This is a genomic window from Rhizobium sp. PRIMUS64, assembly GCF_023006465.1.
In the GTDB taxonomy this organism is placed as follows: Bacteria; Pseudomonadota; Alphaproteobacteria; order Rhizobiales; family Rhizobiaceae; genus Rhizobium; species Rhizobium leguminosarum.
Genome location: NZ_JALBGX010000090.1, coordinates 1 through 26,545, shown reverse-complemented (window position 1 = coordinate 26,545; position 26,545 = coordinate 1). Strand labels below are relative to the sequence as shown.

The 26,545-nt window shown below is 61.2% G+C and carries 26 protein-coding genes and 1 pseudogene; 11 read left to right on the top strand and 16 right to left on the bottom strand.

The features are described 5' to 3' along the window. From MOV76_RS27410 to MOV76_RS27395, 4 genes and pseudogenes are all read right to left on the bottom strand, one after another. Positions 1 to 554, bottom strand: a pseudogene (locus tag MOV76_RS27410) (NAD(P)(+) transhydrogenase (Re/Si-specific) subunit alpha); the annotation flags it as partial. A 155-nt stretch (positions 555 to 709) separates the two neighbouring features. Further along, positions 710 to 934, bottom strand: coding sequence for an aa3-type cytochrome c oxidase subunit IV (locus tag MOV76_RS27405; RefSeq protein ID WP_018243586.1), 225 nt, complete (start codon positions 932 to 934; stop codon positions 710 to 712). A 244-nt stretch (positions 935 to 1,178) separates the two neighbouring features. Then, on the bottom strand, positions 1,179 to 1,931 hold the full coding sequence (locus MOV76_RS27400) for an N-acyl amino acid synthase FeeM domain-containing protein (RefSeq protein ID WP_003542957.1): 753 nt from the start codon (positions 1,929 to 1,931) through the stop codon (positions 1,179 to 1,181). Between the two features lie 142 nt (positions 1,932 to 2,073). Continuing rightward, entirely contained in the window at positions 2,074 to 4,377 is a 2,304-nt protein-coding gene (locus MOV76_RS27395; RefSeq protein ID WP_026230607.1) for a bifunctional diguanylate cyclase/phosphodiesterase, read from the bottom strand. Positions 4,378 to 4,706: 329 nt separating this feature from the next. Between MOV76_RS27395 and MOV76_RS27390 the strand changes: the two genes are divergently transcribed. Both MOV76_RS27390 and MOV76_RS27385 read left to right on the top strand, forming a co-directional pair. Continuing rightward, the gene (locus MOV76_RS27390; RefSeq protein WP_047622406.1) at positions 4,707 to 5,246 is read left to right on the top strand and encodes a TRAP transporter small permease subunit; all 540 of its coding nucleotides are present in this window, start codon (positions 4,707 to 4,709) and stop codon (positions 5,244 to 5,246) included. A 21-nt stretch (positions 5,247 to 5,267) separates the two neighbouring features. Beyond that, the gene (locus tag MOV76_RS27385) at positions 5,268 to 6,761 is read left to right on the top strand and encodes a TRAP transporter large permease subunit (RefSeq protein ID WP_047622405.1); all 1,494 of its coding nucleotides are present in this window, start codon (positions 5,268 to 5,270) and stop codon (positions 6,759 to 6,761) included. Positions 6,762 to 6,845: 84 nt separating this feature from the next. Here the strand turns inward: MOV76_RS27385 and MOV76_RS27380 are convergent, their stop codons facing one another. Then, entirely contained in the window at positions 6,846 to 7,952 is a 1,107-nt protein-coding gene (locus MOV76_RS27380; RefSeq protein ID WP_018243590.1) for a TRAP transporter substrate-binding protein, read from the bottom strand. 293 nt (positions 7,953 to 8,245) lie between these two features. Between MOV76_RS27380 and MOV76_RS27375 the strand changes: the two genes are divergently transcribed. Next, positions 8,246 to 9,025, top strand: a complete 780-nt coding sequence (locus tag MOV76_RS27375; RefSeq protein WP_247265701.1) for a gamma-glutamyl-gamma-aminobutyrate hydrolase family protein — start codon at positions 8,246 to 8,248, stop codon at positions 9,023 to 9,025. Between the two features lie 69 nt (positions 9,026 to 9,094). Here the strand turns inward: MOV76_RS27375 and MOV76_RS27370 are convergent, their stop codons facing one another. From MOV76_RS27370 to MOV76_RS27360, 3 genes are all read right to left on the bottom strand, one after another. Beyond that, positions 9,095 to 10,051 (bottom strand): 2-hydroxyacid dehydrogenase, encoded by a 957-nt coding sequence (locus MOV76_RS27370; protein ID WP_247265700.1) that lies wholly within the window; start codon positions 10,049 to 10,051, stop codon positions 9,095 to 9,097. Positions 10,052 to 10,080: 29 nt separating this feature from the next. Continuing rightward, positions 10,081 to 11,103, bottom strand: a complete 1,023-nt coding sequence (locus tag MOV76_RS27365) for a LacI family DNA-binding transcriptional regulator (protein WP_003542973.1) — start codon at positions 11,101 to 11,103, stop codon at positions 10,081 to 10,083. Between the two features lie 117 nt (positions 11,104 to 11,220). Beyond that, positions 11,221 to 11,733 (bottom strand): MarR family winged helix-turn-helix transcriptional regulator, encoded by a 513-nt coding sequence (locus MOV76_RS27360; protein ID WP_018243593.1) that lies wholly within the window; start codon positions 11,731 to 11,733, stop codon positions 11,221 to 11,223. A gap of 85 nt (positions 11,734 to 11,818) precedes the next feature. Between MOV76_RS27360 and MOV76_RS27355 the strand changes: the two genes are divergently transcribed. From MOV76_RS27355 to cysE, 5 genes are all read left to right on the top strand, one after another. Continuing rightward, positions 11,819 to 12,607 carry a creatininase family protein gene (locus MOV76_RS27355; protein WP_247265699.1) on the top strand — a complete coding sequence of 263 codons (789 nt, stop codon included), beginning with the start codon at positions 11,819 to 11,821 and terminating at the stop codon, positions 12,605 to 12,607. A gap of 148 nt (positions 12,608 to 12,755) precedes the next feature. Then, positions 12,756 to 13,868, top strand: a complete 1,113-nt coding sequence (locus MOV76_RS27350; RefSeq protein WP_018243595.1) for a GTP-binding protein — start codon at positions 12,756 to 12,758, stop codon at positions 13,866 to 13,868. Continuing rightward, complete coding sequence (locus MOV76_RS27345; RefSeq protein WP_130759025.1) at positions 13,868 to 14,857, top strand: WD40 repeat domain-containing protein; 990 nt, start codon at positions 13,868 to 13,870, stop codon at positions 14,855 to 14,857. The genes MOV76_RS27350 and MOV76_RS27345 overlap by 1 nt, the downstream gene beginning before the upstream one ends. Positions 14,858 to 14,872: 15 nt before the next feature. Continuing rightward, positions 14,873 to 15,370 (top strand): GNAT family N-acetyltransferase, encoded by a 498-nt coding sequence (locus MOV76_RS27340; RefSeq protein ID WP_047622400.1) that lies wholly within the window; start codon positions 14,873 to 14,875, stop codon positions 15,368 to 15,370. A 96-nt stretch (positions 15,371 to 15,466) separates the two neighbouring features. Beyond that, positions 15,467 to 16,285 carry a serine O-acetyltransferase gene (gene cysE / locus MOV76_RS27335; protein WP_047622399.1) on the top strand — a complete coding sequence of 273 codons (819 nt, stop codon included), beginning with the start codon at positions 15,467 to 15,469 and terminating at the stop codon, positions 16,283 to 16,285. Positions 16,286 to 16,381: 96 nt separating this feature from the next. Here cysE and MOV76_RS27330 read toward each other — a convergent pair whose 3' ends face one another. The 4 genes from MOV76_RS27330 to odc2 form a co-directional block, all read right to left on the bottom strand. Next, positions 16,382 to 17,539 carry a GGDEF domain-containing protein gene (locus MOV76_RS27330; protein ID WP_168298721.1) on the bottom strand — a complete coding sequence of 386 codons (1,158 nt, stop codon included), beginning with the start codon at positions 17,537 to 17,539 and terminating at the stop codon, positions 16,382 to 16,384. Between the two features lie 163 nt (positions 17,540 to 17,702). Beyond that, a complete protein-coding gene (locus MOV76_RS27325; RefSeq protein ID WP_047622396.1) occupies positions 17,703 to 18,731 on the bottom strand; it encodes a serine hydrolase in 1,029 nt (342 codons plus the stop codon). A 228-nt stretch (positions 18,732 to 18,959) separates the two neighbouring features. After that, positions 18,960 to 19,550, bottom strand: a complete 591-nt coding sequence (locus MOV76_RS27320; protein ID WP_247265698.1) for a GNAT family N-acetyltransferase — start codon at positions 19,548 to 19,550, stop codon at positions 18,960 to 18,962. 94 nt (positions 19,551 to 19,644) lie between these two features. Further along, entirely contained in the window at positions 19,645 to 20,778 is a 1,134-nt protein-coding gene (gene odc2, locus MOV76_RS27315; RefSeq protein WP_018517632.1) for an ornithine/lysine decarboxylase, read from the bottom strand. Between the two features lie 527 nt (positions 20,779 to 21,305). Between odc2 and MOV76_RS27310 the strand changes: the two genes are divergently transcribed. The 3 genes from MOV76_RS27310 to MOV76_RS27300 all read left to right on the top strand — a co-directional run bounded on the left by MOV76_RS27310 (position 21,306) and on the right by MOV76_RS27300 (position 24,153). After that, on the top strand, positions 21,306 to 22,199 hold the full coding sequence (locus MOV76_RS27310) for a LysR family transcriptional regulator (protein WP_018446032.1): 894 nt from the start codon (positions 21,306 to 21,308) through the stop codon (positions 22,197 to 22,199). Positions 22,200 to 22,441: 242 nt separating this feature from the next. Beyond that, the gene (locus MOV76_RS27305) at positions 22,442 to 23,083 is read left to right on the top strand and encodes a DUF1007 family protein (protein WP_018446031.1); all 642 of its coding nucleotides are present in this window, start codon (positions 22,442 to 22,444) and stop codon (positions 23,081 to 23,083) included. Continuing rightward, entirely contained in the window at positions 23,077 to 24,153 is a 1,077-nt protein-coding gene (locus MOV76_RS27300) for a nickel/cobalt transporter (RefSeq protein ID WP_047622395.1), read from the top strand. The genes MOV76_RS27305 and MOV76_RS27300 overlap by 7 nt, the downstream gene beginning before the upstream one ends. Before the next feature lie 58 nt (positions 24,154 to 24,211). Here the strand turns inward: MOV76_RS27300 and MOV76_RS27295 are convergent, their stop codons facing one another. From MOV76_RS27295 to eda, 4 genes are all read right to left on the bottom strand, one after another. Continuing rightward, positions 24,212 to 24,418, bottom strand: a complete 207-nt coding sequence (locus MOV76_RS27295; RefSeq protein ID WP_018243606.1) for a hypothetical protein — start codon at positions 24,416 to 24,418, stop codon at positions 24,212 to 24,214. Then, positions 24,415 to 25,110 (bottom strand): GNAT family N-acetyltransferase, encoded by a 696-nt coding sequence (locus MOV76_RS27290; RefSeq protein WP_018243607.1) that lies wholly within the window; start codon positions 25,108 to 25,110, stop codon positions 24,415 to 24,417. Before MOV76_RS27290 ends, MOV76_RS27295 begins: the two co-directional genes overlap by 4 nt. A 145-nt stretch (positions 25,111 to 25,255) precedes the next feature. Continuing rightward, on the bottom strand, positions 25,256 to 25,975 hold the full coding sequence (locus tag MOV76_RS27285) for a tellurite resistance TerB family protein (RefSeq protein WP_018243608.1): 720 nt from the start codon (positions 25,973 to 25,975) through the stop codon (positions 25,256 to 25,258). Positions 25,976 to 26,087: 112 nt separating this feature from the next. After that, positions 26,088 to 26,545: bifunctional 4-hydroxy-2-oxoglutarate aldolase/2-dehydro-3-deoxy-phosphogluconate aldolase (gene eda / locus MOV76_RS27280; protein ID WP_247265697.1), on the bottom strand; the 458-nt coding region annotated here is incomplete at its 5' end.

Sequence of the window (26,545 nt, the reverse complement as noted above, 5' to 3'; positions counted from 1 at the left end):
GTCGCGATCGCCTGAAGACCCGCGACGCCGGCGCCCATGACGAAGACCTTGGCGGCCGGCACGGTGCCGGCCGCCGTCATCATCATCGGCATGGCGCGGTCATAAACCGCCGCCGCCTCGATGACAGCCTGGTAACCGGCGAGATTGGCCTGGGACGAAAGTACATCCATAGACTGGGCGCGGGTAATGCGCGGCATCAGTTCCATCGCGAAAGCCGAAAGCCCCGCGCTTGCCAAAGCCGCGATCGCTTCGTCATTGCCGTAGGGATCCATGATGGCGATGATGACCGCGCCGCTTTTATAGCCGGAGATTTCCGATCCGCTGGGCCGGCGCACCTTCAGCACCACGTCGGCGGAGGCTGCATCCGCAAAACTGCCGATCCTGGCACCCGCGGTCTCGAATTCTCCGTCCGGAATGCGTGAAGCTGCACCAGCACCGGCTTCGACGATGACGTCGAAGCCGAAACTCTTCATCTTCTTCACGGTCTCGGGGGAGGCGGCGACACGTGTCTCCTCGCCCGTGATTTCCCTTGCAACGAAAACGATATTGCCCAACTGCCCCCTCCTCCGGGTCAGCCAGACCGCCGCAGGCTCCCCTGCGCGGGCCAAGCATCTAATTCACAAAGCTTCAGAGAAGCTCTCCTCCCCTCAGAGCGCCGCACGTCCTTTCGGACGCACAAAGGACGCTCTGACCCTCTGAATCCACGCGGTCAGCGGAACAGGAAGATGCCGGCGGCGAGAAGAATGATGAAGACGAAGAGGCCGCCGAGAAGGCCGGCGCCGCCGAAGAAACCGGCGGTCATCGCAAGCAGGAGGACGATGAGAAGCATCGAGCCGTATTTCGCGCCGGCGATGAACATGTCGTAGGTCTTTTCATGTTCTTTGTAATCCATCGGCGCGCCGGTCTCGACCGGTCCGGTATGATGTTCGGCCATAAATATCGTCTCCCTGAAATGCCTCTGCGCTGCCTAATTTCCCTCTAGGCGAGGGAAATCCCTACGTGCAGGGATTACACAATGACAGGCGAAAGCGCAATGCATGAGAATGCCGCAGGCGCGTGTGGCAACCGCCATGTCAGAGGCCCGGAATATGACCTGAGGACGGCCGATATCGCCTGCGTCCGTCGTCCACCTCATTTGCCCCGGCGAAGATCGTCTCGCCGTCGGGGACGAGGGCAAATTACAGCGGCAGGTCGGTGCCGAGCTCGCCTTGCGGCACGAAACGCGCCGTCGGAATGATGGTGAGCGGCGGCAAGGTGTCGTTGGGATTGCGCGAAAACATCATGCGCTGCTCGCTGGCGCTGGAGATGAAGAAGGGATAGCGCGTCAGCAGCTTTCGTCCGACCTCGATCACATTCGTCGCCATCAGCGTCATGTCGATCCCGTAATTTTTCGCCAGCCGGCCGGGCACGACCGTATCGGCATAAAAGACCCGCTTGTAGAAGGCCGCATGCGGCGGCCGAACGAATTGAAGAACGCGGTCGGCACGGAAATACGCCGCCGCCACGATGGTGGGCCTCAGCGTCAGATAGGGAACCCACGGCAGATCGGCGGTGAGCTCGGGGTCGGCTGCAAAACGCGCCGGATCGATCAAGGTCAGCCCCGCATCCAGAAGTTCATCCATCGCCTCGGGAAAGGCGCCACCGGACTGACTGAGACGATGTTCCGGTGTCACATAATGAACCCGGATCGTACTGACCAATTCCCCATAATAGTACAGACCGAAGATATAGGCGTGGCTATCGAAATCGCTGTCGTCCAGCAGCCCTTTCGGGGCGAGCGCCAGCACGTCATGGGCCTTATAGGCCTTGTAGCGCAACCGTTCTACCTGCTCCATGTCTTCGCTGCTTTCGACGCGGCGATACTCGACATGATCCAAAACTTCCAAAATTTTTGTGCTGAAATCACTACGCTTGAACAGTGTCTCTGACATTTCTCGATCCGCTTGTTAACGGATCATTAATCATACGCCAGCGACATTTAGGCAAGGAAATCCGATGATTTCGGCCGTTTTTAAATCGTTAAGGTTAACGCGGAACGCGCTCTTCAGGGGGAAAACTGTCCGTTGAGACCGCTCAGGCGACCTTGCTGCGGCGGCGTTGCACGACGCGGCGGCCGATGCCGTGTTGCAACAGCGGGATATTCTGGGAAGGCACCGGCGGCGAGAAAACGTAGCCCTGAACAAGATCGGCGCTGCGGTGCTTGTTGAGCAGTGCGAGCTGTTCCTCGGTTTCGACGCCTTCGATGACGATCTTCAGGCCCAGTTCGCGGGCGAGATGGACCGTGCCGCGCAGCAGCTTCAGGCGGCGGTTATCCTCGACGATGTTGCGCACGAAGGAGCGATCGATCTTGACGATATCGAGCGGCAGCGTGTCGAGATAGCTGAGGCTGGAGAAGCCGGTACCGAAATCGTCGATAGCGATGGTGATGCCGCGGGCCCTGAGCTCCGCCAGGATGGCGCGCACGGCCGCCGGCTCGTCGATCAGGCAGCTTTCGGTGACTTCGAGATGCAGCCGCGCTGCGTCGAGGCCGGAATGGGCAAGTGCTTCGGCGACCACCGAAAGAATATCGGCGTCGCGCAGATCCCGCGCCGAAAGATTGACCGAGACGGCGATATGTTCGGGCCAGTTCATGCATTCGCTGCACGCCTTGAACAGGACGAAGCGGGTGATGTCGGAGATGATGCCCATATCCTCGGCGAGCCGGATGAAGACGTCGGGCGGGATCGAGCCCTTCTCCGGATGAACCCAGCGCGCCAACGCCTCGGCGCATTCGATCCGCGAGCCGTCGGACCGGAACATCGGCTGGAAGGCGAGATGCAACGCCTGCGCCGAGACCGCATCACGCAGATCCGCCTTCAGCTTCTGCTGCTCGATATAGCGGCCATCCATCTCCCGCTCGAAGCCTGATATGCCGCCCTTGAAGCGCGACTTGCTTTCAAACAGCGCCAGATCCGCCTTGACGCTCCATTCATCCATCGCAAACGCGGCACTTTCGAGAATCGCGTAGCCGGCGCTGAGCGAAACCAGGAAGGTCAGCTCGTCGACCGCGTAATTGCCCTGGATTGCGGCGTGCACGCGGCGAATCTCGACGTCGAGCGAAGCCGGTTCCTTGGCATGCGGGAAGAACAGGATGAACTGGTCTCCCATCAACCGGCCGAGGATGGCGTTGCCGGAGGCCTGCTTGATGCGGGCGGCGATGGCGCAGAGCAGGTGGTCGCCCGTAACGTGGCCGCGCATGTCGTTGACATGTTTGAATTCGTCGATATCGAGGACCATGAAGCCGAGCGGCCCGGACTTCCTTTGATGTTTGGCGAGATACTCCTGCACCAGCTGGCCGAAATATTCGCGGTTCGGCAGGCCCGTCAGCGCATCAAAGCGGACCATGTGCATGATCTTCTGCTCGGCCTTCACCCGGCTCGACACGTCCTCGAAGATCAACACGGCCCCGCCGTCGGCCCTTCGGCTGGCCGAGAATTCGAGCGACAGGCCCTCGGGGAAATGAATGAGCGTCCGCGATAGGTTGCCTTCGGCGACCTGGGTGAGCTGGCGCAGAATAAGCTCCGGCTGCGAGGCGTCCATGAAGCTGTAGCGCGCACCGTAGCGCAGCACGGCGCCAAGTTCGCGATCCTTCAACCGCTCCGGCGCACCGATCTTCAGAAGCTCGCAGGCCTTGCGATTGACGACTTGAATACGGTTTTCGGCATCGACCATCACCAGGCCATGCGGCATGTTGTTGAGCGCCGTGTCGAAGCGGTCGGCGATGATGGTGATTTCCCGGCGCGCGATGACATTCTCATAGAGGAACTCGCGCACGCCGTTCGCCATGGCCCGCGTCGTCAGCCAGAACGGAATGAGGAAGATCGACAGCAGGCCACGATAGAAATCCAGCGCCAACAGGCTGCAGACGATCATCGGCAGACAGCAGGAGAAGGTCTGGAGGTCGACCGCCAGGCGCGAACCGTAATTGCGGCCGACAACGGAAACCATGGTCGCCATAGTGACGGCAATGCAGGCAAGTTCCGCAAAGGAATCGTGGACCACGAAGATGGCGTATCCGCTGGCGATGCCAAGCAGCGCGGTGGTGCAGGCCGCACCGGCAACCAGGATCCTTTCCCAACGCTCGATCCCGACGTGCGACAGGCTCTCCTTGTCGACGCGATCGAACTGCCGGAAGACGACCATGCGAACGCAGAAGACCAGGAGGAAGGCGACCGACAGCAGGATGTAGACGAAGGACTGCGTCTTGGCAGCAACGGCAAGGCAGGTCGCAACATGCACGATCACGCCAGCAAGCAGCGTCATGCGGTTCCCGGAAAGGGAACTCACAAACGACAGATACACATCTAAAGGGACCCTGTTCGGGTTATCTGGCTTCATCCACACTTTCCCTGTGCGCGGGAATTCTAAGCCCAACCCTTTAAAAATTGATTTCAATGGAATCAAACATTTGGTCAAATTTTCTAAAACCATAGGATGAACCGCACAGCTTACGCGCGTCAATACAGCCTACTGGCGAGATTATTGAAATAATTTATCCACGCCTGGGTTGTCGAAATATTTGATGGCCATACCGCGGGGCCGGTGCATCTAAGACTATACTCCAACGCGAGGCATTTATCCTTCCAATTTCAAAGGCCGTGGTCTACATCGATTGCAAGAGGGAAAAGCTGCCGGAAAACCGGCAGGACAAGAACAAGGGGAGGCGAATGTCGGTACTTCTGGCAGCAAGCCGGCTGATCGATTCGATCAGTCAGTTCATGGGCAAAATTTCCGAATATATGGTGCTGTTCTGCTGTCTGATCAGCGCCGGAAACGCCATCGTCCGCTATGCCTTCAACTACAGTTCGAACGGCTGGCTTGAGATCCAGTGGTATCTCTTCGCCTTCGTCGTCATGCTCGGCGCCTCGCATGCGTTGCGCAACAACGAGCATGTCCGCGTCGACCTGATCTATGGTTCGGTTTCCGACAGGGCGAAGATCTGGATCGACATCGTCGGCCTCATCCTCTTCCTCCTTCCCGCATGCGTCTTCCTCACCTGGATCTGCTGGCCGTTCTTCGCACTGTCCTACCAGCAGGGAGAAATATCGGGCAACGCCGGCGGGCTCATCCGATGGCCCGTCAAGCTGATCCTCGTCGCCGGCTTCGCGCTGCTTTCCCTTCAGGGGGTTTCCGAACTGATCAAGCGGATCGCAGCCGTTACCGGCCATATCAGCATCGATACAAAATACGAAAAACCGCTGCAGTAGCGCGGGCTGGGAGAAACGGACTTGTTTGATTTCGGCATCATCCCGCCGGCCATGTTCCTGGGCATGGTCATCTTCATGCTCTACGGCTTTCCGGTCGCCTTTTCGCTCGCCGCCGTCGGCCTGTTTTTCGGCATCGTCGGCATCGTCACCGGCCATTTCGGCGAAGTCTTCCTGCAGGCTCTGCCGCTGCGCTTCTTCGGCATCCTTTCCAACGACCTCCTGCTCGCCATCCCCTTCTTCACCTTCATGGGCGCGATACTGGAGCGCTGCGGGCTTGCCGAGGATCTGCTCGAAGGCACCGGCAAACTCTTCGGCGGCGTTCCCGGCGGCCTCGCCTATGCCGTCATCCTCGTCGGCGCCGTGCTGGGCGCGATCACCGGAACGGTTGCCGCCTCCGTCATCACCATGGGGGTGATCTCGCTGCCGATCATGCTGCGCTATGGCTACAATCCGCGCCTTGCCACCGGCGTCATCGCCGCCTCGGGCACGATCACCCAGGTGATCCCGCCCTCGCTGGTGCTCGTCGTTCTTGCCGATCAGCTCGGCAGGTCGGTCGGTGACATGTATCTCGGCGCGATCGGCCCCTCGATCCTGCAGGTGACGATCTTCGTGCTCTTCATCCTGGTGTTGTCGATCATCAGGCCGAAATCGATGCCGCCGCTGCCGAAGGAGGTGCGCGGCGACTTCAACTGGGCGCTGCTCGTGAAAGTGCTGATGGGCATGGTGCCCTCGATCGTCCTGATCTTCCTGGTGCTCGGCACGATCTTCATGGGCCTTGCGACGCCGACAGAGGCAGGCGCGCTCGGTGTCGTCGGCGCGATGCTGCTTGCCGCCATGAACCGGCGCCTCACCTGGCCGCTGATCCGCGAGGCCATGGCATCGACCACGCACATCACCTCCATGGTGGTGATGATCCTGATCGGCTCCACCTGTTTCAGCCTGGTTTTCCAGGGCATGGACGGCTCGCGCTGGATCGAGCACATGCTGTCGGGCATTCCCGGTGGCCCGGTCGGCTTCCTGATCTTCGTCAACATCTTCATCTTCGTGCTCGCCTTCTTCCTCGATTTCTTCGAGATCGCCTTCATCGTCATCCCGATGCTCGCACCGGTCGCCTCCAGTCTCGGCATCGACCTGATCTGGTTCGGCGTCCTGATCTGCGTCAACATGCAGACGAGCTTCATGCACCCGCCCTTCGGCTTCGCGCTCTTCTACCTGCGCTCCATCGCCAGCAAGGACGTCAAGACCTCGGATATTTACATGGGTGCTCTCCCCTGGGTCGGCATGCAGCTGATCCTGGTGGCGATCGTGATCTTCTGGCCGCAATCGGTAACCTATTGGCTGGATCACGGTCCGAAGGTCGACCCGAACTCGATCAAGATCGAAGTCCCGGGCTTCGGCGGCCAACTCGGCCTGCCGCCGATGGGCGGCGGCGGCAATGGCTCACCGCAGATCCCCGGCCTGACCCTGCCGCCACTGAACGGCCTGCCGGGAGCACCGCCGCCACCGGCAAAATAGTCCAGCAAAAACAAAACCCCGGACGGAAATCCGGGGTTCTGGCATCGCATTCGTCTGAAGCCCCGAGCCTGCCGGCGGAAAGCCTTAAAGCTTCCCGGCCCGCTGCTGGATCATCATGAACGTGTCGAAGGTGTATTCCGACAGCTGCATCCAGAGATAGGCATCCCGCTTGAAGGCGGTCTGGTCGTCGTAGATCTTCTTGAAATACTGGTTCGTGCCCGAGATTTCGCTGTAGATGCCCGTCGCCGCCTGGAAGCAGGCTTCCATGATCTCTTGACTGAACGGGCGCAGCGTCGCGCCTTCCGCAACCAGCTGCTTCAGCGCGGTCGGGTTCTTCGTGTCGTACTTCGCCAGCATGTTGGTATTGGCGAAAGCGCAGGCGTCGGTCAGCGCTGCCTGATAATGCTTGGGCAGGCTGCTCCATTTTTCGAGATTGAAGAACCCATGCACCGTCGGGCCACCTTCCCACCAGCCGGGATAATAGTAGTACTTCGCCACCTTGTGGAAGCCGAGCTTCAGGTCGTCGTAAGGGCCGACGAATTCCGCCGCATCGATCGTGCCTTTTTCAAGCGCCGGATAGATGTCGCCGCCGGCGATCTGCTGCGGGATGACGCCGACCTTCTCCATGACGCGGCCGGCGAGACCGGCAATACGCATCTTGACACCCTTGAGGTCATCGAGCGTGTTGATTTCCTTGCGGAACCAGCCGCCCATCTGCGCACCGGTATTGCCTGCCGGCAGCGCATACATGCCCTGTGTGGCATAAAATTCGTTCATCAGCTTATTGCCGTTGCCTTCATAGTACCAGGCATTGGTCAGGCGGCTGTTCAGCCCGAACGGAATGGCCGTTCCGATGGCATAGGTCGGGTCCTTGCCGACAAAATAATAGGAAGTGGTGTGGGCTGCCTCAACCGTACCCGCGGCAACGGCATCGACGGCCTGCAGGCCGGGCACGATTTCACCGGCCGCGAAGGGCTGGATCGTGAAATTGCCGTCCGTCGCGGCGGCAACATGCTTGGCGATATCCTCGGCTCCGCCATAGATCGTATCCAAGCTCTTCGGAAACGACGACGTCATGCGCCACGCGATCTTCGGATTCTCCTGCGCGATCGCAGGCGCTGCCAATGCCGTTGCGGCAACCGCACCGGCGCTGGCGGTTCCCGCCTTCTTGAAAAACGAACGACGATCCATCAAAAACCTCCCATATAGATGACACTGCGCGGCCAATCTCACCCCTACCCGCAGCAAGGGCAAAGCTAAGCATGGCGCAAGCCGCGATTCAAGCTTTAGTCTATTAGCCTTTGGCATCAAGACGGCAATAAGGCAACGCGCACGTATCCATCAGAATCAGCGGCTTAGCGGTAAACCGGAAAGGCAGAGCGCCACTTCCGTCGCAATTTGGCCGCCTGATACAGCCAAGCGTTGACTTGACGGCCGTTCAGGCGGAAGAAACGACGAGAATAAAGATTTTGACCGGGGCTGATATGACGAAACCGATCGTTGCCATTCCTGCCGATATCCGTAGCTTCGACGGCGCGACCTGGCATGCCGTGCAGCATCAATATCTGCGCGCCGCATTAAACGCATCCGGTGTCATGGCCTTCATCATCCCCGCTTTCGAGGAGGGCTACGATACCGACGCGATCCTCGACCGCGTCGACGGCCTGCTGGTCTCGGGTTCGGCCAGCAATGTTCATCCCTCCCTCTACGGTGCCGAGGCGAATGACAAGGACGGCCCCTTCGACCCCGCCCGCGACGCCACCAGCCTGCCGCTCATCCGCCGCGCCATCGACCGCGCCATCCCGCTGCTCGCCATCTGCCGCGGCATCCAGGAGCTGAATGTCGCCCTCGGCGGCTCGCTGGCAAGCGAGATCCAGGAGCAGCCCGGAATCTGGGACCATCGCCGGCCGGAAGGCGTCGACCGGGACGGCATGTACGCCATTCGCCAGACCGTCCACGTCAAGGAAGGTTCCTGCATCGCAGGCATTCTCGGTCCGGGCGAGATCCGCGTGAATTCCCTGCATCGCCAGGCAATCGCCAGAACCGCCCCACGCCTGCAGGTGGAAGCGATCGCCGAGGACGGCACGGTGGAGGCCGTTTCCGTTATCGACGCCAAGGCTTTCGCCGTCGGCGTGCAATGGCATCCGGAATATTGGGCTGAAACCGACAAGTCCTCGAACCAGCTGTTCGCCGCTTTCGGCGACGCCGTCCGCGCCTATGCCGCTGCCAAGCTGCCGGTCATCTCCGCGCAGGCGCTCGCCTGATTCCAGGCGCCCGCGAAGCGCTATGTCTGTTGCTTGGCAGCAAGCATCGTCCGCCGAACCAACCCGCGCCTAAGCCTTCTGCGGCGTCTCCGGCACCGGCGTCAAAGCCGCACCCTTCTCGAACCAGGCAATGAGATTGTCGGCGACGAGATCGGCCATCGCATTGCGCGTCGGCACGGATGCGGAGGCGACATGCGGCAGCAGCACGGCATTGGTCGGTTCAAGCAGGTCGGCCGGTACGGTCGGCTCTTCATAGAAGACGTCGAGGCCGGCTGCCCCGAATGCGCCGGAGGCAAGAGCGGCACTAAGCGCCCCTTCGTCCACCGTCCAGCCACGGCCGACATTGACGAGAATGCCGTTAGGGCCGAGTGCTGCCAGAATATCCGCATCGATCGTCTTGTGAGTCTGCGGCGTCTTCGGAACGATGGCGATCAGCGTGTCCACCGCTTCCGCCAGCCCCTTCAACGTCGGGTGATAATCGTAGGACACGTCGGCATGGCGCGAACGCGTGTGATAGCTGATCTTCACCTTGAACGGCTCCAGCCGCTTGGCGATTTCGAGCCCGATGCGGCCAAGGCCATAAAGCCCGACATGGCGGCCCTTGAGCGAGAAGCGCGACAACGGATAGGCCGTGCCCGGCTTCCAGTTGCCCGCACGCAGCCAGGCTTCGGCCCGCGGCAATTCGCGCACCGTGTTCAGTAGCAGGCCGATCGCCGTATCGGCGACCTCGTCGTTCAGCACTTCAGGCGTATTGGTGACGACGATGCCTCTTTCGGCAGCGCGTTTCACGTCGACGCCGTCATAACCGACACCGAAATTGGCGATCACTTCAGCATGCGGCAGCTGCTCCATCCAGGCGCCCGGGAAGGAGCCGGAAACGGCGACGCCGCGGATGCGGCCGGCGGTCTCGCCGTCCAGCGCAAGCTTCTCCTCGCGTGCGACGGCAATAATCTCAAAACGATCCTTCAGCCTTTCGAGAACACGCTCGTGTATCTTCCCAGGAACGAGAATGGCGATGCGGGACATGGCTTTTCCTCTTGGATGGCGGTCGTGGTTCAGGCGCGGGGCCGATGGGGACTGGTGGACTGGCGAATGCGCATTTCCGGCTTGATCAGATGCATGCCATCAGGCTCATGGCTGCCGGCAAGGCGATCGAGCAGCGCCCGGGCTGCCAGGCGCCCCACCTCGGCCTGACCGTTCCAGACGGTCGTCAGCGCCGGGGTGGCGATCGAGGCCTCCTCGAGATCGTCATAACCGGTGACGGAAATATCGCGTCCCGGCACCAGGCCTGCGCGTGCAATGCCGTTCATCAGGCCGATCGCCACGAGATCGTTCCAGCAGACGGCTGCGGTCGGCTTCTGCGGCAGCGAAAGGAAATGCACTGCAGCCTCGAAACCGCCCTGCTTCGAGCGCGGACCGGGAATGCGCAAGTTCGGATCGACCTCGATGCCGGCCTTGCGCAGCGAGTTGACATAACCCTGGTAGCGATCGCGGCCGGTGGATGTCTGGTCCGTGCCGCCGATCATGGCGATCGAGCGATGACCGAGACCGATCAGGTGGTTGGTGGCAAGCGAGATGCCATAGCTGTCGTCGCCGCGATAGGTCGGCAGGTCCTGCCCTTCCATCGAGCGAGCGACGAGGATCGCCGGCATGCCGTTGTCTTCCGCCAGCTGCACGTCCTCAGGCGGCGTACCGATCGCCGGCGACATGATGACGCCGTCGCCGCCGAGCTGCAGGAGCGTCTCGATGAAGGTGCGCTGCTTCTCGACATTGTCGTAATGGTTGGAAAGGATGAAGGTGTGGCGGCTGCGGTCAAGCTCGCTTTCGATCGCCTTCAGGATCTCCCCATAGAAGGGGTTCATGATGTCGTGCACGACGACGCCGATGATGCCGGAGCGCGAGGTGCGAAGACTGGCGGCACGGCGATTGTAGATATAGCCGAGCGCGCGCGCCTGCTCCTTGATCTTCTCCCGGGTATTGCCGGCGACGAGCGGACTGTCGCGTAAGGCTAGCGATACGGTCGCCGTTGAAATGCCGAGCGTTTCGGCAATAGTCGAAAGCTTGATCTTCTGGACCACGTGTCCTCCTCCAGGCAGCACGTAAGCAGCAAGACCCCGCCGTCAAACCGGCGCGGCCCTTAAAATGTTTAATTAAAAGATTTAATCGGTGGAAGCAATTCGTCTTTCGGGGAAATTTCAGTCTTCGTCCGGTTCTTCGATATGAATGGCTTCGGCTTGCAGATTGGCATCGATCGCCTTCAGCAATCGGACAAGATTGCGAATTTCCTTCTCGGAGAACTCCTGCGTCGCCAGCATGTCGCAGGCCGAAGCCGCCATCTCGATCCCCTGCACGCTGCCACGGCCGAGGTCGGTGAGGTAGACCTTGGTCAGGCGTGCATCCTCGGCATCGGGCTTGCGCTCGAGAAAGCCCTGCGCCTCCATGCGGCCGATCGTGCGCGTCATCGTCGGCGCCTTGACGCCGAGCTTCTGGGCAAGGCCGCCGGCCGTCATACCATCGCTCTCGGCAAGCAACAGAATGACACCATCCTGGCCGGCATAAAGGCCGCTTTCCAGCAGGTTGCGCGACAGCACCGTCCGCATGGAACGCGCCGCCTGGGTCAGAGCCGGGGAGAGATCGACGAGCGTATACTCGGTCTGGTCCTTCTTCTTGGATTTGTTCTTTTTGCCGTCCTTGCGCTTCTTTCCCATAGCCATCCCTTTGATCTTTAAGCCCCGACGCCGCTGCGATATGACATTGCGCAGGATCTCGTCATAAACAAGAGGTAACGACCGGATGATGACACCTTCGCCGCGCTTGGAGGACGGCAACCCGGCCTTTGCCCCTGATGGGCGCAACCTGATCGCCGTGTTGCCGCTCGGCGCCCATGAACAGCACGGCCCTCACCTGCCCTTCGAAACCGACACGCTGATTGCCGAAGGCATTGCCGGGCGATTGAAGATAGCCTTGCCCGCCGGCCTGCCGGTCACCTTCCTGCCCGCCGAAGCCATCGGCTATTCCATTGAGCATATGGACGTTGAAGGAACGAAGACGCTTGCCTTCGACGAAGCGGTAAACCGCTGGCTCGGCATCGCCGAAGGCCTGGCGAAGCAGGGCATCCGCAAATTCGTGATGCTGAATGCCCATGGCGGCAATTCGTCCGTCATATCAGTCGTCGCGACCGAGGCGCGGGTCCGCTTTGCCATGCTGGCGGTGGCAACGAGCTGGACCCGTTTCGGCGTGCCGGATGGCGTGATCACGTCGGAGGAAAAGGCGATCGGCATCCATGGCGGCGATATCGAGACCTCGGTGATGCTGGCGCTTCATCCCGACAAGGTTGATATGGCGAAGGCGGCGGACTTTCCCTCGCGACAGACGGAATTCGCCGGGCGCTTCAAGCATCTGCGCGCCTACGGGCCGCACGCCTTCGGCTGGAAGATGTCGGATCTCAACACGGAAGGCGTGGCGGGCAACGCCGCGGCTTCGACGGCGCAAAAGGGTGAGGCGCTGATTGCGCATTCGGTCAAAGGATTGGTGGAACTGCTGGAGGATGTCGATGCATTCGACATCACTCAACTGCGGTAAATATGGGTCGTCTGCGCCGTGCAAACGATGTGATCTTATAACATTATAAAACCCTTTGAACTGCCACGCTCAAGCCATTATATGAGACCAACCGTTCAAGCAGCCGATCCCAAGCCGCTCGGCCGCACGCCTAATCCTAGAGGTTCTCATGACCGACGCGATCTCCACCCTGAAGCCTATTCCCGTTACCGTGCTCACCGGTTATCTCGGCGCCGGCAAGACGACGTTGCTCAACCGCATTCTCTCCGAAAATCACGGCAAGAAATATGCGGTCATCGTCAATGAATTCGGCGAAATCGGCATCGACAACGACCTGATCGTCGAGTCGGACGAGGAAATCTATGAGATGAACAATGGCTGCGTCTGCTGCACGGTGCGCGGCGACCTGATCCGCGTCGTCGAAGGCCTGATGCGCCGTCCTGGCCGCTTCGATGGCATCATCGTCGAAACGACGGGCCTTGCCGATCCGGTGCCGGTCGCCCAGACCTTCTTCATGGATGACGATGTACGCGCCAAGACCGAGCTCGATGCCGTCGTCGCCCTCGTCGATGCCAAGCACCTGCCGCTGCGCCTGAAGGACAGCCGCGAGGCCGAAGACCAGATCGCCTTCGCCGACGTCGTCATCATCAACAAGAGTGACCTGGTGACCCCGGAAGAACTTGATGTGATCGAGGATATCGTCCGCGCCATCAACCCGGCTGCCCGCGTCTACAAGACCAGCCGCTCCGGCGTCGATCTCGCCCGCGTGCTCGATCAGGGCGCCTTCAACCTGGAACGCGCGCTCGAAAACGATCCGCATTTCCTCGAGCAGGGCCATGACGACCATGTCTGCGGCCCCGATTGCGATCATGACCACCACCATCATGACCATGATCATCACGGTCATCAGCATGATGACCACGGTCACGACCATCATCACCATGGCGCCCATCAACATGGCGCGATGTCAGCGATTCACGATGTGACGGTGCAGTCGGTGTCGCTGCGCGGCGGCGAGATGAACCCGGAGCGCTTCTTCCCCTGGATCCAGAAGATCACCCAGACGCAGGGGCCGAATATTCTGCGTCTCAAGGGCATCATCGCCTTCAAGGACGATCCCGAGCGTTACGTCGTTCAGGGCGTGCACATGATCATCGAGGGTGATCACCAGCGTCCGTGGAAGGAAGGCGAAAAGCACGAGAGCCGTCTCGTCTTCATCGGCCGCGAACTCGACCGCGAGAAGCTCGAAGCCTCCTTCAAGGCCTGCGGGGCGGCCGCCTGATGCCGACAGTTGCACCGCTTGATCTCGACGGCCACGTCCTGGCCGTCGAATTTTTAGGTGATGTTCCCTTCTTCGCAAGCGCAAACGGTACATTCCACCGGCTGGATGGCGGCGACAGGGTTTCCGAAGCCCATCAGGGCATGCTCACCGCCATTCGTGATCCCTACAGCGAGAGCCTGATCTCGGGTGGCGAGGACGGTAAGGTGCTGCGCATTGCCGCCGACGGCAGCGTCAGCGAAATCGCGACCGCGCCCCGCAAGTGGATTTCGCAGGTTGCAGCCGGCCCACAGGGTGCCGTTGCCTATTCCTACGGCAAGAGTTCGCTTGTGCGTCTTGCCGACGGCACGACCAAGGAATTCCCCGAGGAGCGCACGGTCGAGGGCCTTGCCTTTGCGCCGAAAGGTCTGCGCATCGCGGCGGCGCGCTACAACGGCGTGTCGCTGCACTGGATCGGCATGAACGCCAAGCCGGTCGATCTTGAATGGAAGGGTGCGCATACCGGCGTCACCTTCTCACCTGATGGTAATTTCCTCGTCACCTCGATGCAGGAAAACGCACTGCACGGCTGGAAGCTTGACATCAAGCCCGGCACCGAAGCCCGCCACATGCGCATGACCGGCTACCCCTCCAAGGTGAAATCGCTCTCCTGGTCGGTCAAGGGCAAGTGGCTCGCGTCTTCAGGCGCGCCTGCGGCAATCGTCTGGCCCTTCCAGGGCAAGGACGGGCCGATGGGCAAGGCGCCGCTGGAGCTCGGCACTCGCGCCAATATCATGGCGACCGCGGTGAAGTTCCATCCGCTCGAGGATATCCTCGCCATCGGCTTCGTTGACGGCATGATCTTGGCCGTGCGCATCGCCGACAGCAAGGAAGCGCTGCTGCGCCGACCTGGCAAGGGCGCGATCACGGCGATGAGCTGGAGCAAAAACGGCAAGCTGCTCGCCTTCGGCTCCGAAGCCGGCGACTGCGGCGTCATCGATATTTCGGCCTGAGCCCCGCTGCCGGTAATGGACGACGCCCTGACGGAACCCGAAATCGTGGCGCTGACGGCCGACCACATGCAAGCCGCAGCTGAAATCAGACGTGTCGCCCTATGCCAGCGGCTGCCCTGGCTGCCGGATGTGCATACACCCGAGGAAGAGGAGCAGTACTGGCGCATGCATCTGCTGCCGAATTGCTCGATCCTCGGCGCTGCCATGGGCAACCGGCTCGTCGGTGTCATCGCTTATGGCGACAACTGGATAGAGCAGCTTTACGTTCTTCCCGACTTTCAGGGCATGGGCATTGGCTCCTTGCTTCTTGGCTGCGCCAAGGAAGAGATGGACGAGATCAGGCTCTGGACGTTCCAGCGCAATGCGGGCGCTCGTGCGTTCTACCAACGGCACGGCTTTACCGCCGAAGAGGAGACCGATGGCGCCGACAACGAAGAACGGGAGCCGGATGTGCTCTATCACTGGCGCAGGCTTCCGGAGCGGACACCTGACCTGCGACCGTCGGACGGCTAGACTATAATCGGGGCTTGCCAAACGCCTGGCCCAGGCGAAACATGAACCACACCGGAAGCGCTTTGCGCGCCACCCTGGCTGACAGAGGAAACGGGAATGTCGAAATCGACCGGCCTCGGTTTGACCGAACAACAGCCGCAGCCTTTGGGCGATGCATCTGTCTGGACCGTGATCCGCGCCGAGGCGGCCGAGCTTGCCGCACGCGAGCCGATATTGCAGCAGCTGCTTGCCGCTCAGGTAACGGACACCGCTGGCAACGATGAGATCATCGCCCGCGTGCTGGCCGCGCGGCTCTCCGTGGCGCAGGTGGAAACCGGTGATCTGTTCGATCTCATCCTGTCCACACTTGATGGCGATATCATGCGGAAGGTCGAGGCCGATCTCATCGCCGTGCGCGAGCGCGATCCGGCCTGCACGACATTTCTGCACGCGCTTCTCAATCTTAAGGGCTTTCATGCGCTGCAGACGCATCGTATCGCCCATGCGCTCTGGGTCTCCGGCCGTCCGGAGATCGCCAGTTGGCTCGCCAATCTCGTTTCGCTGGTCTTCGGCCCGGATATCCATCCGGCGGCACGGATCGGCGCGTCCATCATGCTCGACCACGGTTCGGGCATCGTCATCGGCGAAACGGCTGTCATCGAGGATGAAGTGTCCATCCTGCAGAACGTCACGCTCGGCGGCACCGGCAAGGAGACCGGCGACCGCCACCCGAAGATCCGCCACGGCGTGATGATCGGCGCGGGCGCGAAGATCCTCGGCAATATCGAAATCGGCGCCTTCAGCAAAGTCGCCGCCGGCAGTGTCGTGCTGAAGCCGGTCCCCGAGCATTGCACCGTCGCCGGCGTGCCGGCAACGCTCGTGCGCGTCCACCGCGCGGACGAGATCCCGGCCGAAACGATGGACCAGAATATCTAGAGCAATTCCAGCAAAAGTGCGCAGCGGTTTTGCATCCGGAATTGCGCAAAGGCAAAAAGATAGGGCCGCTCCGAGATAGGAACATTCGCCCCGTTCCTACGCGGCCTGCTGATTTTCCCCGAAGACTTCGACCCGGTTGCGGCCTTCGCGCTTCGAACGATAGAGCGCCTCATCGGCCTTCTGCACCAGCCGTTCAAAATCTCCGCCGCTTTCCGAACGCGCGGCAACGCCGATGCTCAGCGTCGGAAAGACTACCAGATCCGGCCGCTGCATGACGGCGGCGGCGAAGGCGAGACGAATGCGCTCGGCAATCGCCACTGCATCCTCCCGGGAAACATTTTTCAGCACCGCCAGGAACTCATCCCCACCTTGACGGGCAAGCAGGTCGTCGGAGCGCATGATGCCCCTCGAAACACTGGCGAAAAGCCGCAGGATGTCGTCGCCGGCGGCATGGCCATGCCTGTCGTTCAGTTGCTTGAAATGGTCGATATCGATGATCAGCAACGATACCGGCTGGGAACCGAGAGCCGGCAGATGTTGGGCAAGGCCACCGCGATTGAGGGCGCCGGTCAGCGGATCATGGTGAGCGAGTTCCGTCAGCTGATTTCGGCTGCGCTCGGCAGCCATCAGCACCATCGCCATGCTGCGAAGCATGATGAACGCGACCGCCGATACCGCCATCCAGCTGTGAATTGCACTACCGCCGAAAGGATCCGGCCCACCGATCTCACCGGTCGCCGCGAGAATGCTGCGAACCGCAAAGATCGCCGCAGTGCAAATATAGAGGCCGACAAGCAGGGCTGCCGAATACAGCTTTTCGCGCCGGACAATGCTGATTGCCTCCCTTGCGACGGCAAGATCGCAGAGGCAGCAGATGACGGAGACGTAGAGGAGCCTCGCCGAGACTGCCGATGGATCGCTGACGATGAGGACGACAGGAACGCTGACGAGCAAGATGGCAAGCCAGAAAGTGCGTTGGTCGAGCGCCCGCCCCGAAAACACCCGCACGGCAAAGAACATCAGCATGTAGCCGGCGATGGTGACGATATTGCCGCCGTCGATCGAGACGGAGTAGGGAACGAGATTGCGCAACGCGACGAGGAAGGACCCGACGCCGACAAGAAGGTTGCTCAAACCCCACCAAAGCGGCCACCTCTCGAAGCGGCCGGTCGCATAGGCAGCAAGCTGGAGGATGCCCAGCACGAAACAACTCACGGCAACAATGAAATAGATTGTCCTGAGATCCAGCAGCATGGCGCTTTCCCGAAATTCTTGCGGAATTTACAGGAAGCGTTTTGCGGTTTGATTGGGCGCTTCGCTAAGAATTTAACGATCGCGAGGTTTTCCTGCGGCATAATGCAGCAATTCAAGCGTTACAGCGTCCTTTGCGCGTCTGCAGAGACGCGCGGCACCGTCGTCAGGCAGCCCGCACCGCGCCGATAATGTCCGCCAACAGATCGTGCAGCAAGTCCCTGTAGCCGTTTCGGGCAGATGGACCGCTCTCTTCCGAGGTCATGACGACGGTGAGATCGAGCGACGGCACGATATAGAGCATCTGCCCGCCATAACCCCAGGCGAAATGCACCTGCTCGCCGCCGATCTGCCGCGTGAACCAGCCATAGCCATATTCATCGCCCGAGAAGCGCGAGTTTGTGCGCTGCTGCCACGATTGCGAGATCCAGTCGGCAGGGACGATCTGGCGGCCGTCGGCGGTCTTGCCGCCGTTGCGGTAGAGTTCGCCGAAGGCAAGCAGCGACCGGGCGCTCATCGCCATCTGGTTGCCGCCGAGATAGATGCCCTGCGGATCGCGTTCCCATGCGCCAATGCGGAAGCCTTCGACAGGACCCAGCCATTCGTGCGCCAGCGCCAGCGTCGACTGCCCCCCGACCTTGGTGAGAATGGCCGACAGCAGATGGGTGGATGCGGTGGAATAGAGCATCTCGCCACCGGGTTGATCGATGAAAGGCTGCGAGAGCGCAAAGCGCACCCAGTTGCGCGAAGAGACCCAGCGGCCATAGTTCGGCCCCGACATGCGATCGAGCCCAGCCTGCATGGAGAGGAGATTGCCGATGGTGATGTCGTTGATGCGCGGGTCTGGCGTTACCGGGAGATCGGCCTTCAGGATCGGCGCGATCTTCTGATCCGGCCCCTTCAGCAGGCCTTTATCGATGGCGATACCGACCAACGCCGAGATGATCGATTTCGAAGCGGATTTGATATTGGTCGATTCCGAGGGCGAATGACCATGGAACCCGCGTTCGCCGAGCACTCGTCCGTCGCGAGCGACGATCACCGTCTTGAGAGGCCTCATCGCGGGGTCGCTCGCCGCGTGGTCGAGACGCGGACCAAGCCCGCTGACGCCGGAAGCAGTGCTCTGGGCAGCCGCCGGCCTCGTTGCGGCAAGCGGCAGGCAGAAAAGAAGCAGAAGGGAGAGAAGGCGGATCATGCGGCGCAAGATAGGATATCGCAGCGATTTGTTCGCGTGCCGGCGCCACTTTTCACGCGATTGTGTTTTCGCGTGCGACGCTTACCCAGCTGACCACAGCCGCGCACCCGTCAAAAGACAATCCGCGCCGCACCCACGACAGGCCCGCCTGCCTCCATGGTCAAGCGGCGCGGACATTGCCGGCCAGGAGGGAAAGATTCCCAACCCCGACCGGCCGATCGGCACAGCTCAAGCTGCGCGGCGAACCGGCGCGCTGGCTAGCATGCGTCCCGAAGGGACGATCATGCCGGCCGCGCCGTCAAGCCAGCCTTCCGTGAGTTCGAGCGCAAGAAAGCGCGAACGTTCGAACGGACCCGGCATGACAAGATGGTGAGCCCTCTCGGCAAAGAAGCCGAAACGCTCGTAATAGGCAGCATCGCCGACGAGCAGGACGGCGCCATGCCCGCGCTTCTTCGCTTCGAGGATCGCTGCGCGCATCAGCGCCGAGCCGATGCCCTTGCCGCCGTGATGGGGCGCAACGGCGAGCGGTCCAAGCAGCAGCGCATTGATCGGCGTGCCTTCGTCATTGACGCCGGCCTCGATGTTCCAGAGGCGCACCGAGCCAATGACATGGCCGTCGCGATCGCGCGCCACCAGCGCAAGGCCCTCGGCCGGAACGCGGTTGCGGCGGATCTTCTCCGACGACTTTTTGCGGCGATCCGGGCCCATGACGCGGTCGAGCAGGTTTTCGCGAGCAACGACATCCGAGGGATTTTCGGCGTCGATGGCGAAAGTGGTAGGCGCAAAGAATGCGCGGACAGAATCAAGAACAGCGGCCATCTTGGCCTCCCGTACCCAATACCGTTATCAGCGGCGATGAAAGAAAATTGTGAAGTTGCCGCCCCGATTGGTTACGGGGCCGACGGAAACGACCTTAGATGATGTAGGCCTTCAGCGGGTCGAAACCGTTGAAAGCGACCGCCGAATAGGTCGTCGTATAGGCGCCGGTGCCTTCGATCAGGACCTCGTCGCCGATCGAAAGGGAGATCGGCAGCGGATAGAGGTTCTTCTCGTAGAGCACGTCGGCCGAATCGCAGGTCGGGCCGGCGATGACGCAGGGCTCCATCTCGTCGCCGTCGTGATCCGTGCGGATCGGATAGCGGATGGCTTCGTCCATCGTCTCGGCGAGACCGCCGAATTTGCCGATGTCGAGGAATACCCAACGAGCATCGTCATTGTCCGACTTCTTCGAAATCAGCACGACTTCCGCCTTGATCACACCGGCATTGCCGACCATGCCGCGGCCCGGCTCGATGATCGTCTGCGGGATCTGGTTGCCGAAATGCGTGCGCAGCGCCTGGTAGATCGACTTGCCGTAAGCTTCTGCGGACGGAACGTCACGCAGGTACTTGGTCGGGAAGCCGCCGCCCATGTTGACCATCTGCAGGTGGATGCCCTGCTTGGCAAGCGATACAAAGACGCGCTTGGCATCGGCGAGTGCCGAATCCCAGGCATCGACCTTGGTCATCTGCGAACCGACATGGAACGAGACGCCATAGGACTGCAGGCCAAGCTGATGGGCGTAGACGAGAACGTCGACAGCCATCTGCGGGACGCAGCCGAACTTGCGCGACAGCGGCCATTCAGCGCCTTCACCATCGGTGAGCACGCGGCAGAAGACACGGGCGCCGGGAGCGGCGCGCGAGATCTTCTCGACTTCCTCGTGGCTGTCGACCGCAAAGAGGCTGACGCCGAGCGCATGCGCGCGGGCAACGTCACGTTCCTTCTTGATCGTGTTGCCGTAGGAGATACGGGCGGCGGTCGCACCGGCTTCAAGCGCCATTTCGATTTCGGCAACGGATGCGCAATCGAAATTGGAGCCGAGGCCTGCGAGCAGCTTCAGCACTTCCGGAGCCGGGTTGGCCTTGACGGCGTAATAGATGGCGCTGTCCGGCATAGCGTGACGGAAGGCGTGGAAATTGTCGCGAACGACGTCGAGGTCAACCACGAGGCAGGGACCATCGGGACGTCGGGTTGCGAGAAAGTCGCGGATGCGCTGGGTGGTCATATCGATTCCCTCTTCCAATTCCAGAGCTCCGGCATGAACCGGAGGACAAAGGGCATACGATAGCTCGCATTGGAACCAGCCGGTGGAGACCCCGGAACCATAGCAAGCGCTCGATGCGCGGATGGTGAACCAACGCCGCGGTGCGGTGTAAGTTCGGCTTTGTCTGCCATGGATTGGAGGGAGAGTCCCAACCGCACTTCCGGCAATGATGGTGTGCCTCTTCAGTAACCCCCGCTGATGGAAAGCAGGGAGAGAACAAAAAGGCCCGCACCGTCGTTGCTTCAGGCGTCCTCGCATTTTCCGGTTGGCCGGAATAGCGACTGGAGGGGTTAATTCCAGGTACCTTACCGATTTCCTCACCAATTCGAGGGTTCGGCGGACACCCATGGGCACGTGCGACTTTGGGCTGAGTGGGAAATAAGAATATTCGCCTTCATAATCAAGCGATTTTTTGATCTCGGGCCAAAAAAATAATTGAACAAGACGAGCCAATTTGTTCAACATTCCGAAACAGCCTGAGGGGTGCCATGGATACCTTGACCCGCATACGTGCCTTCATCGATGTCGTCGAGGCCGAAGGCTTCTCCGCCGCGGCAAGACGCACCGGCCGCTCAAAGGCGCTGCTCTCCAAATATGTGCGCGAACTGGAAGATGAGCTCGGCGCCCTGCTGCTCAACCGCACCACCCGGCAATTCTCCATGACCGAAGCCGGCCATACCTATTACCGCACCGCCTCCGATATCTTAAAGGAGATCGACAACCTCGCCGATCTCGTGCGTGAGAACAATGCACAGCTCAAAGGACGGCTACGCATTTCCGTGCCGCGCACCTTCGTTGATGCCGATGTCGGCCAGTCGCTGATCGATTTCGCCAAGGAGAACCCGGATCTTTCACTGGAGATCGCCGCCGATGACCGGTTCGTCGATCTGATCGAGGAAAGCTTCGACGTGGCGATCCGCATCACCAAGCTCGAAGATTCCGGCATGATCGCCCGCAAGATCTCGGATTTCCGCATCCATATCTGCGCCACCCCCGAGTTTCTCGAGCGTCATCCCAACCTCGAGCATCCGACGGACCTTTCCAACGTCCCCTTCATCGTCGACACCAACGCGCGCACCCAGGCGAGCATCCGCTTCCACAATCCCGACAACACCTCATTCGCCGTCGCCGTATCCGGACCGATAGAGGTCAACAGTCCGCATGCAACATTACGCGCAGCACTCGCCGGTATCGGCATAGCCTTCATCCCGGATTTCATCGCCCGCAAGCCGATCGAGAGCGGCGAACTGGTCACGCTGTTCAACGATTACATCCCGACCGACCGCGGCATTTATGCCGTCTATCCACACCGGCGCTACCTGCCGGCCAAGGTAAGGATCTTCGTCGACTACCTGCACAACTGGTTCAAGAAGCATCCGTAGAGCATGTCGCGCAAAAGTGTGCAGCGGTTTTGCGCTAAAGGCATGCGAAGAACCAAAGATGCAAAGCGTGGCAAGCGAATCTGAAAGATCGCGACATGCTTTAGCGCAGTGCCCTTGCGAAGCGATGCGACATTCCGCCCTGCATCAACATCCGGCCCCGCGAAACCGATGCCGAGCCCGGTCCCAATTCCGTCCCAATTTCTGGCAAGAAGTCAGGGGCAGCGAACAGGGCAGCGAGATAGATGAGACATTCGAAGATACTGATCGCCGCGCTTCTTTCGCTGGCGCCGACCGCCGCCTTTGCTCATCCGCACATCTTCGTGGAGGCGCGTCTCGAAGTCGTGGCCGGCAAGGACGGCAGTGTCGAGGAACTGCGCAACGTCTGGCGCTTCGACGAGGTCTTTTCGTCCTCCGTGGTCATGGATTTCGACAAGAACACCGACCTGAAGCTGGAGCCGAACGAGCTGACCGACGTCGGCAACACGGTCAAGAAGTCGCTTGCAGATTACGACTACTACATGAACCTGACGATCAATGGGAAAAACATCACCGTCCAGAAGCCCGACATCATCCATGTCGACTACAAGGATGGCCAGCTGCTGATGTTCTTCGCGGTAAAGCCGGTGGAAAAGATGCCGCTGAAGGGCAGGCTCACTTTCGGCGTCTACGATCCGACGCTCTACACCTCGATCGATTTTCCGACAGACAACGAGCTTGCGATCGTCGGAGACGGCTTCAAGGCCTGCAAACATCAGGTGGTGCGGCCGGATGCCGACGAGGTGATCTCGCAAAACAAACAGTCGCTGACGGACGCCTTCTTCAACGATCCCACCGGCACCAACATGTCCAAACTCTTCGCCACCCGGCTGGAGGTCACATGCTGACGAAACGCCTGCCCCTCATCCTTGCCGCTGCGACCCTTGCGCTGGTGACGGCTGCAAGCCTCGCTCATGCGCAATCGCCGCTTGGCATCGGCACGGCGGAGCCGAGCTTCCAGCCGACTGGCGGGCCGTTTGCGCCGCTATTTCTCTACGTCAATTACGAGCAGCAAGCCTTCTACCGGGCGCTGACCGGTGCCTTGAAGGCGATGCGCCAAGACCCCTGGCAGCTGGCATCGCTGATCGGCCTCTCTTTCGCCTATGGCGTCTTCCATGCCGCCGGCCCGGGCCACGGCAAGGCGGTCATCTCCTCCTACATGATCGCCAACGAGGTCGAGCTGAAGCGCGGCGTGGTGATTTCCTTCATTTCGGCCTTCGTCCAGGGCGTGATGGCGGTGGCGCTGGTCGGCGGTGCCTGGCTGGTACTACGCGGTACCGGCATCACGCTGACGGCGGCGACCCACGCGATGGAGATCTCAAGCTTCGTCATGGTCATCCTCTTCGGCGGCTGGCTGCTGTTCCGCAAACTGCGCTCGCTGGTGGGTAACATGCCGCGCCGCCGGCTGATGGCGACGCCGGCCGGTCCGGTCAGCATGATGCTCGACTGGAAGGACAATGCCGCCGAACGCCAGGCCTATGCCTTCAACGGCAAGGCGCAGGCTGTGGAAGCCGGCCACACCTTCGTTCCCGGCATGGTCTGTGAGACCTGCGGCAATGCCCATGTGCCTGATCCGTCCCTGCTCGCCGGCGACAGGTTCAGCGCCCGCGAGGCCTGGTCGGCGATCGTGGCCGTCGGTCTGCGCCCCTGCTCCGGCGCATTGCTGGTCATGACCTTCTCGCTGCTGAACGGGCTCTATCTCGGCGGCGTGCTTTCGGTCGCCGCCATGTCGCTCGGCACGGCGATCACCGTTTCGCTCCTTGCCACACTTGCCGTCACCGCCAAGAGTGCGGCCGTCCGCCTCTCCGGACGCGGCTCGACCGCCTCGATCTGGATCGGCAACGCCATCGAAATCCTCGGCGCCGTACTCGTCATGCTGATGGGCGCCCTGCTGCTCGGGGCCTCGCTGCAGGGCTAGAGCAATTCCAGCAAAAGTGCGCAGCGTTTTTGCGTCCGGAATTGCGCAATGCTGTAGACTATTTCCCCCGGCTGCGCTGGTAGCGCGCCCGCAGCCAGAAAACTGCGAAAAACGCCATGATCAGGCAGATGCCGACGACGATTGCCAGCGTCGGCGAAAAATTGCCGATCCAGAGCACGATGGTCGGCAGGAAATAGATGACGAGGGCGGCGCTGAGCAGGATGATACCGGCGGCGGTCGCCTGCGAGCGGCTTTCCGGGCTCATACCAGCCTTTCCTTTTCAAGATCGGCGCGGATGTCCTGCAGGCGGCGGATCTGGTTGCCCTCGGCATCGAAATTCTCAGGCGAAAGCCAGGCTCCGAAGGCATCGTTGATCAGCGGCCATTCACTGTCGATCATCGAGAACCATGCGGTGTCGCGGTTGCGATGCTTGGAGATCATGTGCTGGCGGAAGATGCCTTCGAAGCTGAAGCCGTAACGGGCGGCCGTCGTCTTGCTCGCCTCGTTCTTATTGTCGCATTTCCATTCGTAGCGGCGGTAGCCGAGATCCTCGAAGACATGCTTGGCCATCAGATAATGCGCCTCGGTCGAAAGCGGCGACCGCTTCATCTCAGGCCCATGTGCCACCCCGCCGATCTCGACGACGCCGTTTGCCGGGTCGGCGCGCATGTAATTCGCCATGCCCACAATCTTGCCGGTGGCATTGTCGCGGAAGATATGGGTGAGCCAGCCGGACTTGGTGTTGACGGTTTCCAGCCAGCTGGCGAAATCGTCGATGCCGGAGAAGTCGTCCTGCGCGAAATAGAGAAGCAGCGGATTGATGCCCATGCCGCCAAGCCCATCCCACAGCGCCTCAAGATGTTCGGCGCGCCGATAAGGCTCGACGGTGACGAAACGGCCCTTCAGCGTGACCGGCTTCGGCGCCGGGCAGCCCTTGAAATTTGCAAGATCGCGCATGTCCACTCCCCTTTTCGGAAGAGTGGATAGGCCAGCCGCCCGACAAAGGCAACCGGCCTAAAGCGCGTTGCGCTTTAGGCCCTTATTTCAATGCATGTCGTTGTCGCAAAACCGCTGCACACTTTTGCGCGACATGCTTTAGATGTCACTGTGACAAGGTCACCTTGGCGGAGGACACCGTTGCCTCGATATGGTCGACCAGTTGGTCGGCAAGTCCGAGGCGGCCGGCAAGCAGATCGAGATAACCGCGCTCGGCGCGCGAATCCGGGTCGATGGTGAGCCGCGAGGCGGTGTAAAGCTCGACGCGCTGTTCTTCCGTCGTCGCGGCAGCAACGAGCGCATCGATATCCGTCGGCGAAGCGAGTTCATGCTCGATGAAGGCCGCAGCCTCGCCGCTGACGTCGGCGGCCTTGACCTTGTCCATGATCAGGGCGCGTTCGGCATCGTCGATATGGCCGTCGGCCTTGGCGGCGGCGATCATCGCCCGGATCAGCACCAGCACGAATTCGTTGCTGCCGGCAGGCGACGCCGGCCCGAAACCGGACTCGGCAGGCGGCGGCAGGAGAACCGGGTTGTTTGCCGACGGCGCATCCGAGGGGGCTGCCGGCGCCTGCCCCGCCTGGTAATTCTTGTAGGCCTGGTAACCGAGGCCGGCAATGGCGGCAAGACCGCCGATCGCCAGTGCATTGCCCGCAATACCGCGGCCGGTCTTGGTGCCGAGAAGTACGGCGGCAATGGCGCCAGTCGCCAGCGGATTGTTCTTTGCCGTCTGCACGGCGTCGCCGGCCCTGTCGCGGACGGAACCGCCAAGACCCGGCATCTGTGAACCCAAGAACTGGTCGAGAAGCTTCTTTGCGTCGAACATTCCTCGTCGTCTCCCTGTTTGAAACTGGAGGAGAACATAGGTTTGCGACGGCTGAAATACAAATAGGGGGAGCGGGATTGAGCCGTGAGGTTCGCCCGCCCCCTGCCAAAACTCAGGCCTTCAGCGCTGCCGCCTCTGCCGCGAGCTTGGTAATGCCAGCCCAGTCGCCAGCTGCAACCAGTTCCTTCGGCGCCACCCAGGAGCCGCCGACGCAGATGACGTTCGGCAGCGAGAGATAATCGTGGGCGTTCTTCAGCGAAATGCCGCCGGTCGGGCAGAACAACGTGCCTGCAAGCGGCGAGGACAGCGCCTTGAGATAAGCGGCGCCACCGGCCTGCTCCGCCGGGAAGAACTTCAATACCTGGTAGCCTTCTTCCCGCAGCGCCATGACTTCGCTGGCGGTCGCGGCCCCCGGAAGCAGCGGCACGTCGGAATCGGCGGCGGCATCGAGCAGCTCTTGCGTCGTGCCGGGGCTGACGATGAACTTCGAACCGGCGGCGACGGCGGCTTCCCAATGGGCGACATTCAGGATCGTCCCGGCGCCGACTTCGGCGCCCTCGACCTCGGCAG

Bases quoted from the DNA above. Each gene is read 5' to 3' on its own strand.
- MOV76_RS27405 (WP_018243586.1), bottom strand. From the start codon at position 934: ATGGCCGAACATCATACCGGACCGGTCGAGACCGGCGCGCCGATGGAT.
- MOV76_RS27400 (WP_003542957.1), bottom strand. From the start codon at position 1,931: ATGTCAGAGACACTGTTCAAGCGTAGTGATTTCAGCACAAAAATTTTG.
- MOV76_RS27395 (WP_026230607.1), bottom strand. From the start codon at position 4,377: ATGAAGCCAGATAACCCGAACAGGGTCCCTTTAGATGTGTATCTGTCG.
- MOV76_RS27390 (WP_047622406.1), top strand. From the start codon at position 4,707: ATGTCGGTACTTCTGGCAGCAAGCCGGCTGATCGATTCGATCAGTCAG.
- MOV76_RS27380 (WP_018243590.1), bottom strand. From the start codon at position 7,952: ATGGATCGTCGTTCGTTTTTCAAGAAGGCGGGAACCGCCAGCGCCGGT.
- MOV76_RS27375 (WP_247265701.1), top strand. From the start codon at position 8,246: ATGACGAAACCGATCGTTGCCATTCCTGCCGATATCCGTAGCTTCGAC.
- MOV76_RS27370 (WP_247265700.1), bottom strand. From the start codon at position 10,051: ATGTCCCGCATCGCCATTCTCGTTCCTGGGAAGATACACGAGCGTGTT.
- MOV76_RS27360 (WP_018243593.1), bottom strand. From the start codon at position 11,733: ATGGGAAAGAAGCGCAAGGACGGCAAAAAGAACAAATCCAAGAAGAAG.
- MOV76_RS27355 (WP_247265699.1), top strand. From the start codon at position 11,819: ATGATGACACCTTCGCCGCGCTTGGAGGACGGCAACCCGGCCTTTGCC.
- MOV76_RS27350 (WP_018243595.1), top strand. From the start codon at position 12,756: ATGACCGACGCGATCTCCACCCTGAAGCCTATTCCCGTTACCGTGCTC.
- MOV76_RS27345 (WP_130759025.1), top strand. From the start codon at position 13,868: ATGCCGACAGTTGCACCGCTTGATCTCGACGGCCACGTCCTGGCCGTC.
- MOV76_RS27340 (WP_047622400.1), top strand. From the start codon at position 14,873: ATGGACGACGCCCTGACGGAACCCGAAATCGTGGCGCTGACGGCCGAC.
- cysE (WP_047622399.1), top strand. From the start codon at position 15,467: ATGTCGAAATCGACCGGCCTCGGTTTGACCGAACAACAGCCGCAGCCT.
- MOV76_RS27330 (WP_168298721.1), bottom strand. From the start codon at position 17,539: ATGCTGCTGGATCTCAGGACAATCTATTTCATTGTTGCCGTGAGTTGT.
- MOV76_RS27325 (WP_047622396.1), bottom strand. From the start codon at position 18,731: ATGATCCGCCTTCTCTCCCTTCTGCTTCTTTTCTGCCTGCCGCTTGCC.
- MOV76_RS27320 (WP_247265698.1), bottom strand. From the start codon at position 19,550: ATGGCCGCTGTTCTTGATTCTGTCCGCGCATTCTTTGCGCCTACCACT.
- odc2 (WP_018517632.1), bottom strand. From the start codon at position 20,778: ATGACCACCCAGCGCATCCGCGACTTTCTCGCAACCCGACGTCCCGAT.
- MOV76_RS27310 (WP_018446032.1), top strand. From the start codon at position 21,306: ATGGATACCTTGACCCGCATACGTGCCTTCATCGATGTCGTCGAGGCC.
- MOV76_RS27305 (WP_018446031.1), top strand. From the start codon at position 22,442: ATGAGACATTCGAAGATACTGATCGCCGCGCTTCTTTCGCTGGCGCCG.
- MOV76_RS27300 (WP_047622395.1), top strand. From the start codon at position 23,077: ATGCTGACGAAACGCCTGCCCCTCATCCTTGCCGCTGCGACCCTTGCG.
- MOV76_RS27295 (WP_018243606.1), bottom strand. From the start codon at position 24,418: ATGAGCCCGGAAAGCCGCTCGCAGGCGACCGCCGCCGGTATCATCCTG.
- MOV76_RS27290 (WP_018243607.1), bottom strand. From the start codon at position 25,110: ATGCGCGATCTTGCAAATTTCAAGGGCTGCCCGGCGCCGAAGCCGGTC.
- MOV76_RS27285 (WP_018243608.1), bottom strand. From the start codon at position 25,975: ATGTTCGACGCAAAGAAGCTTCTCGACCAGTTCTTGGGTTCACAGATG.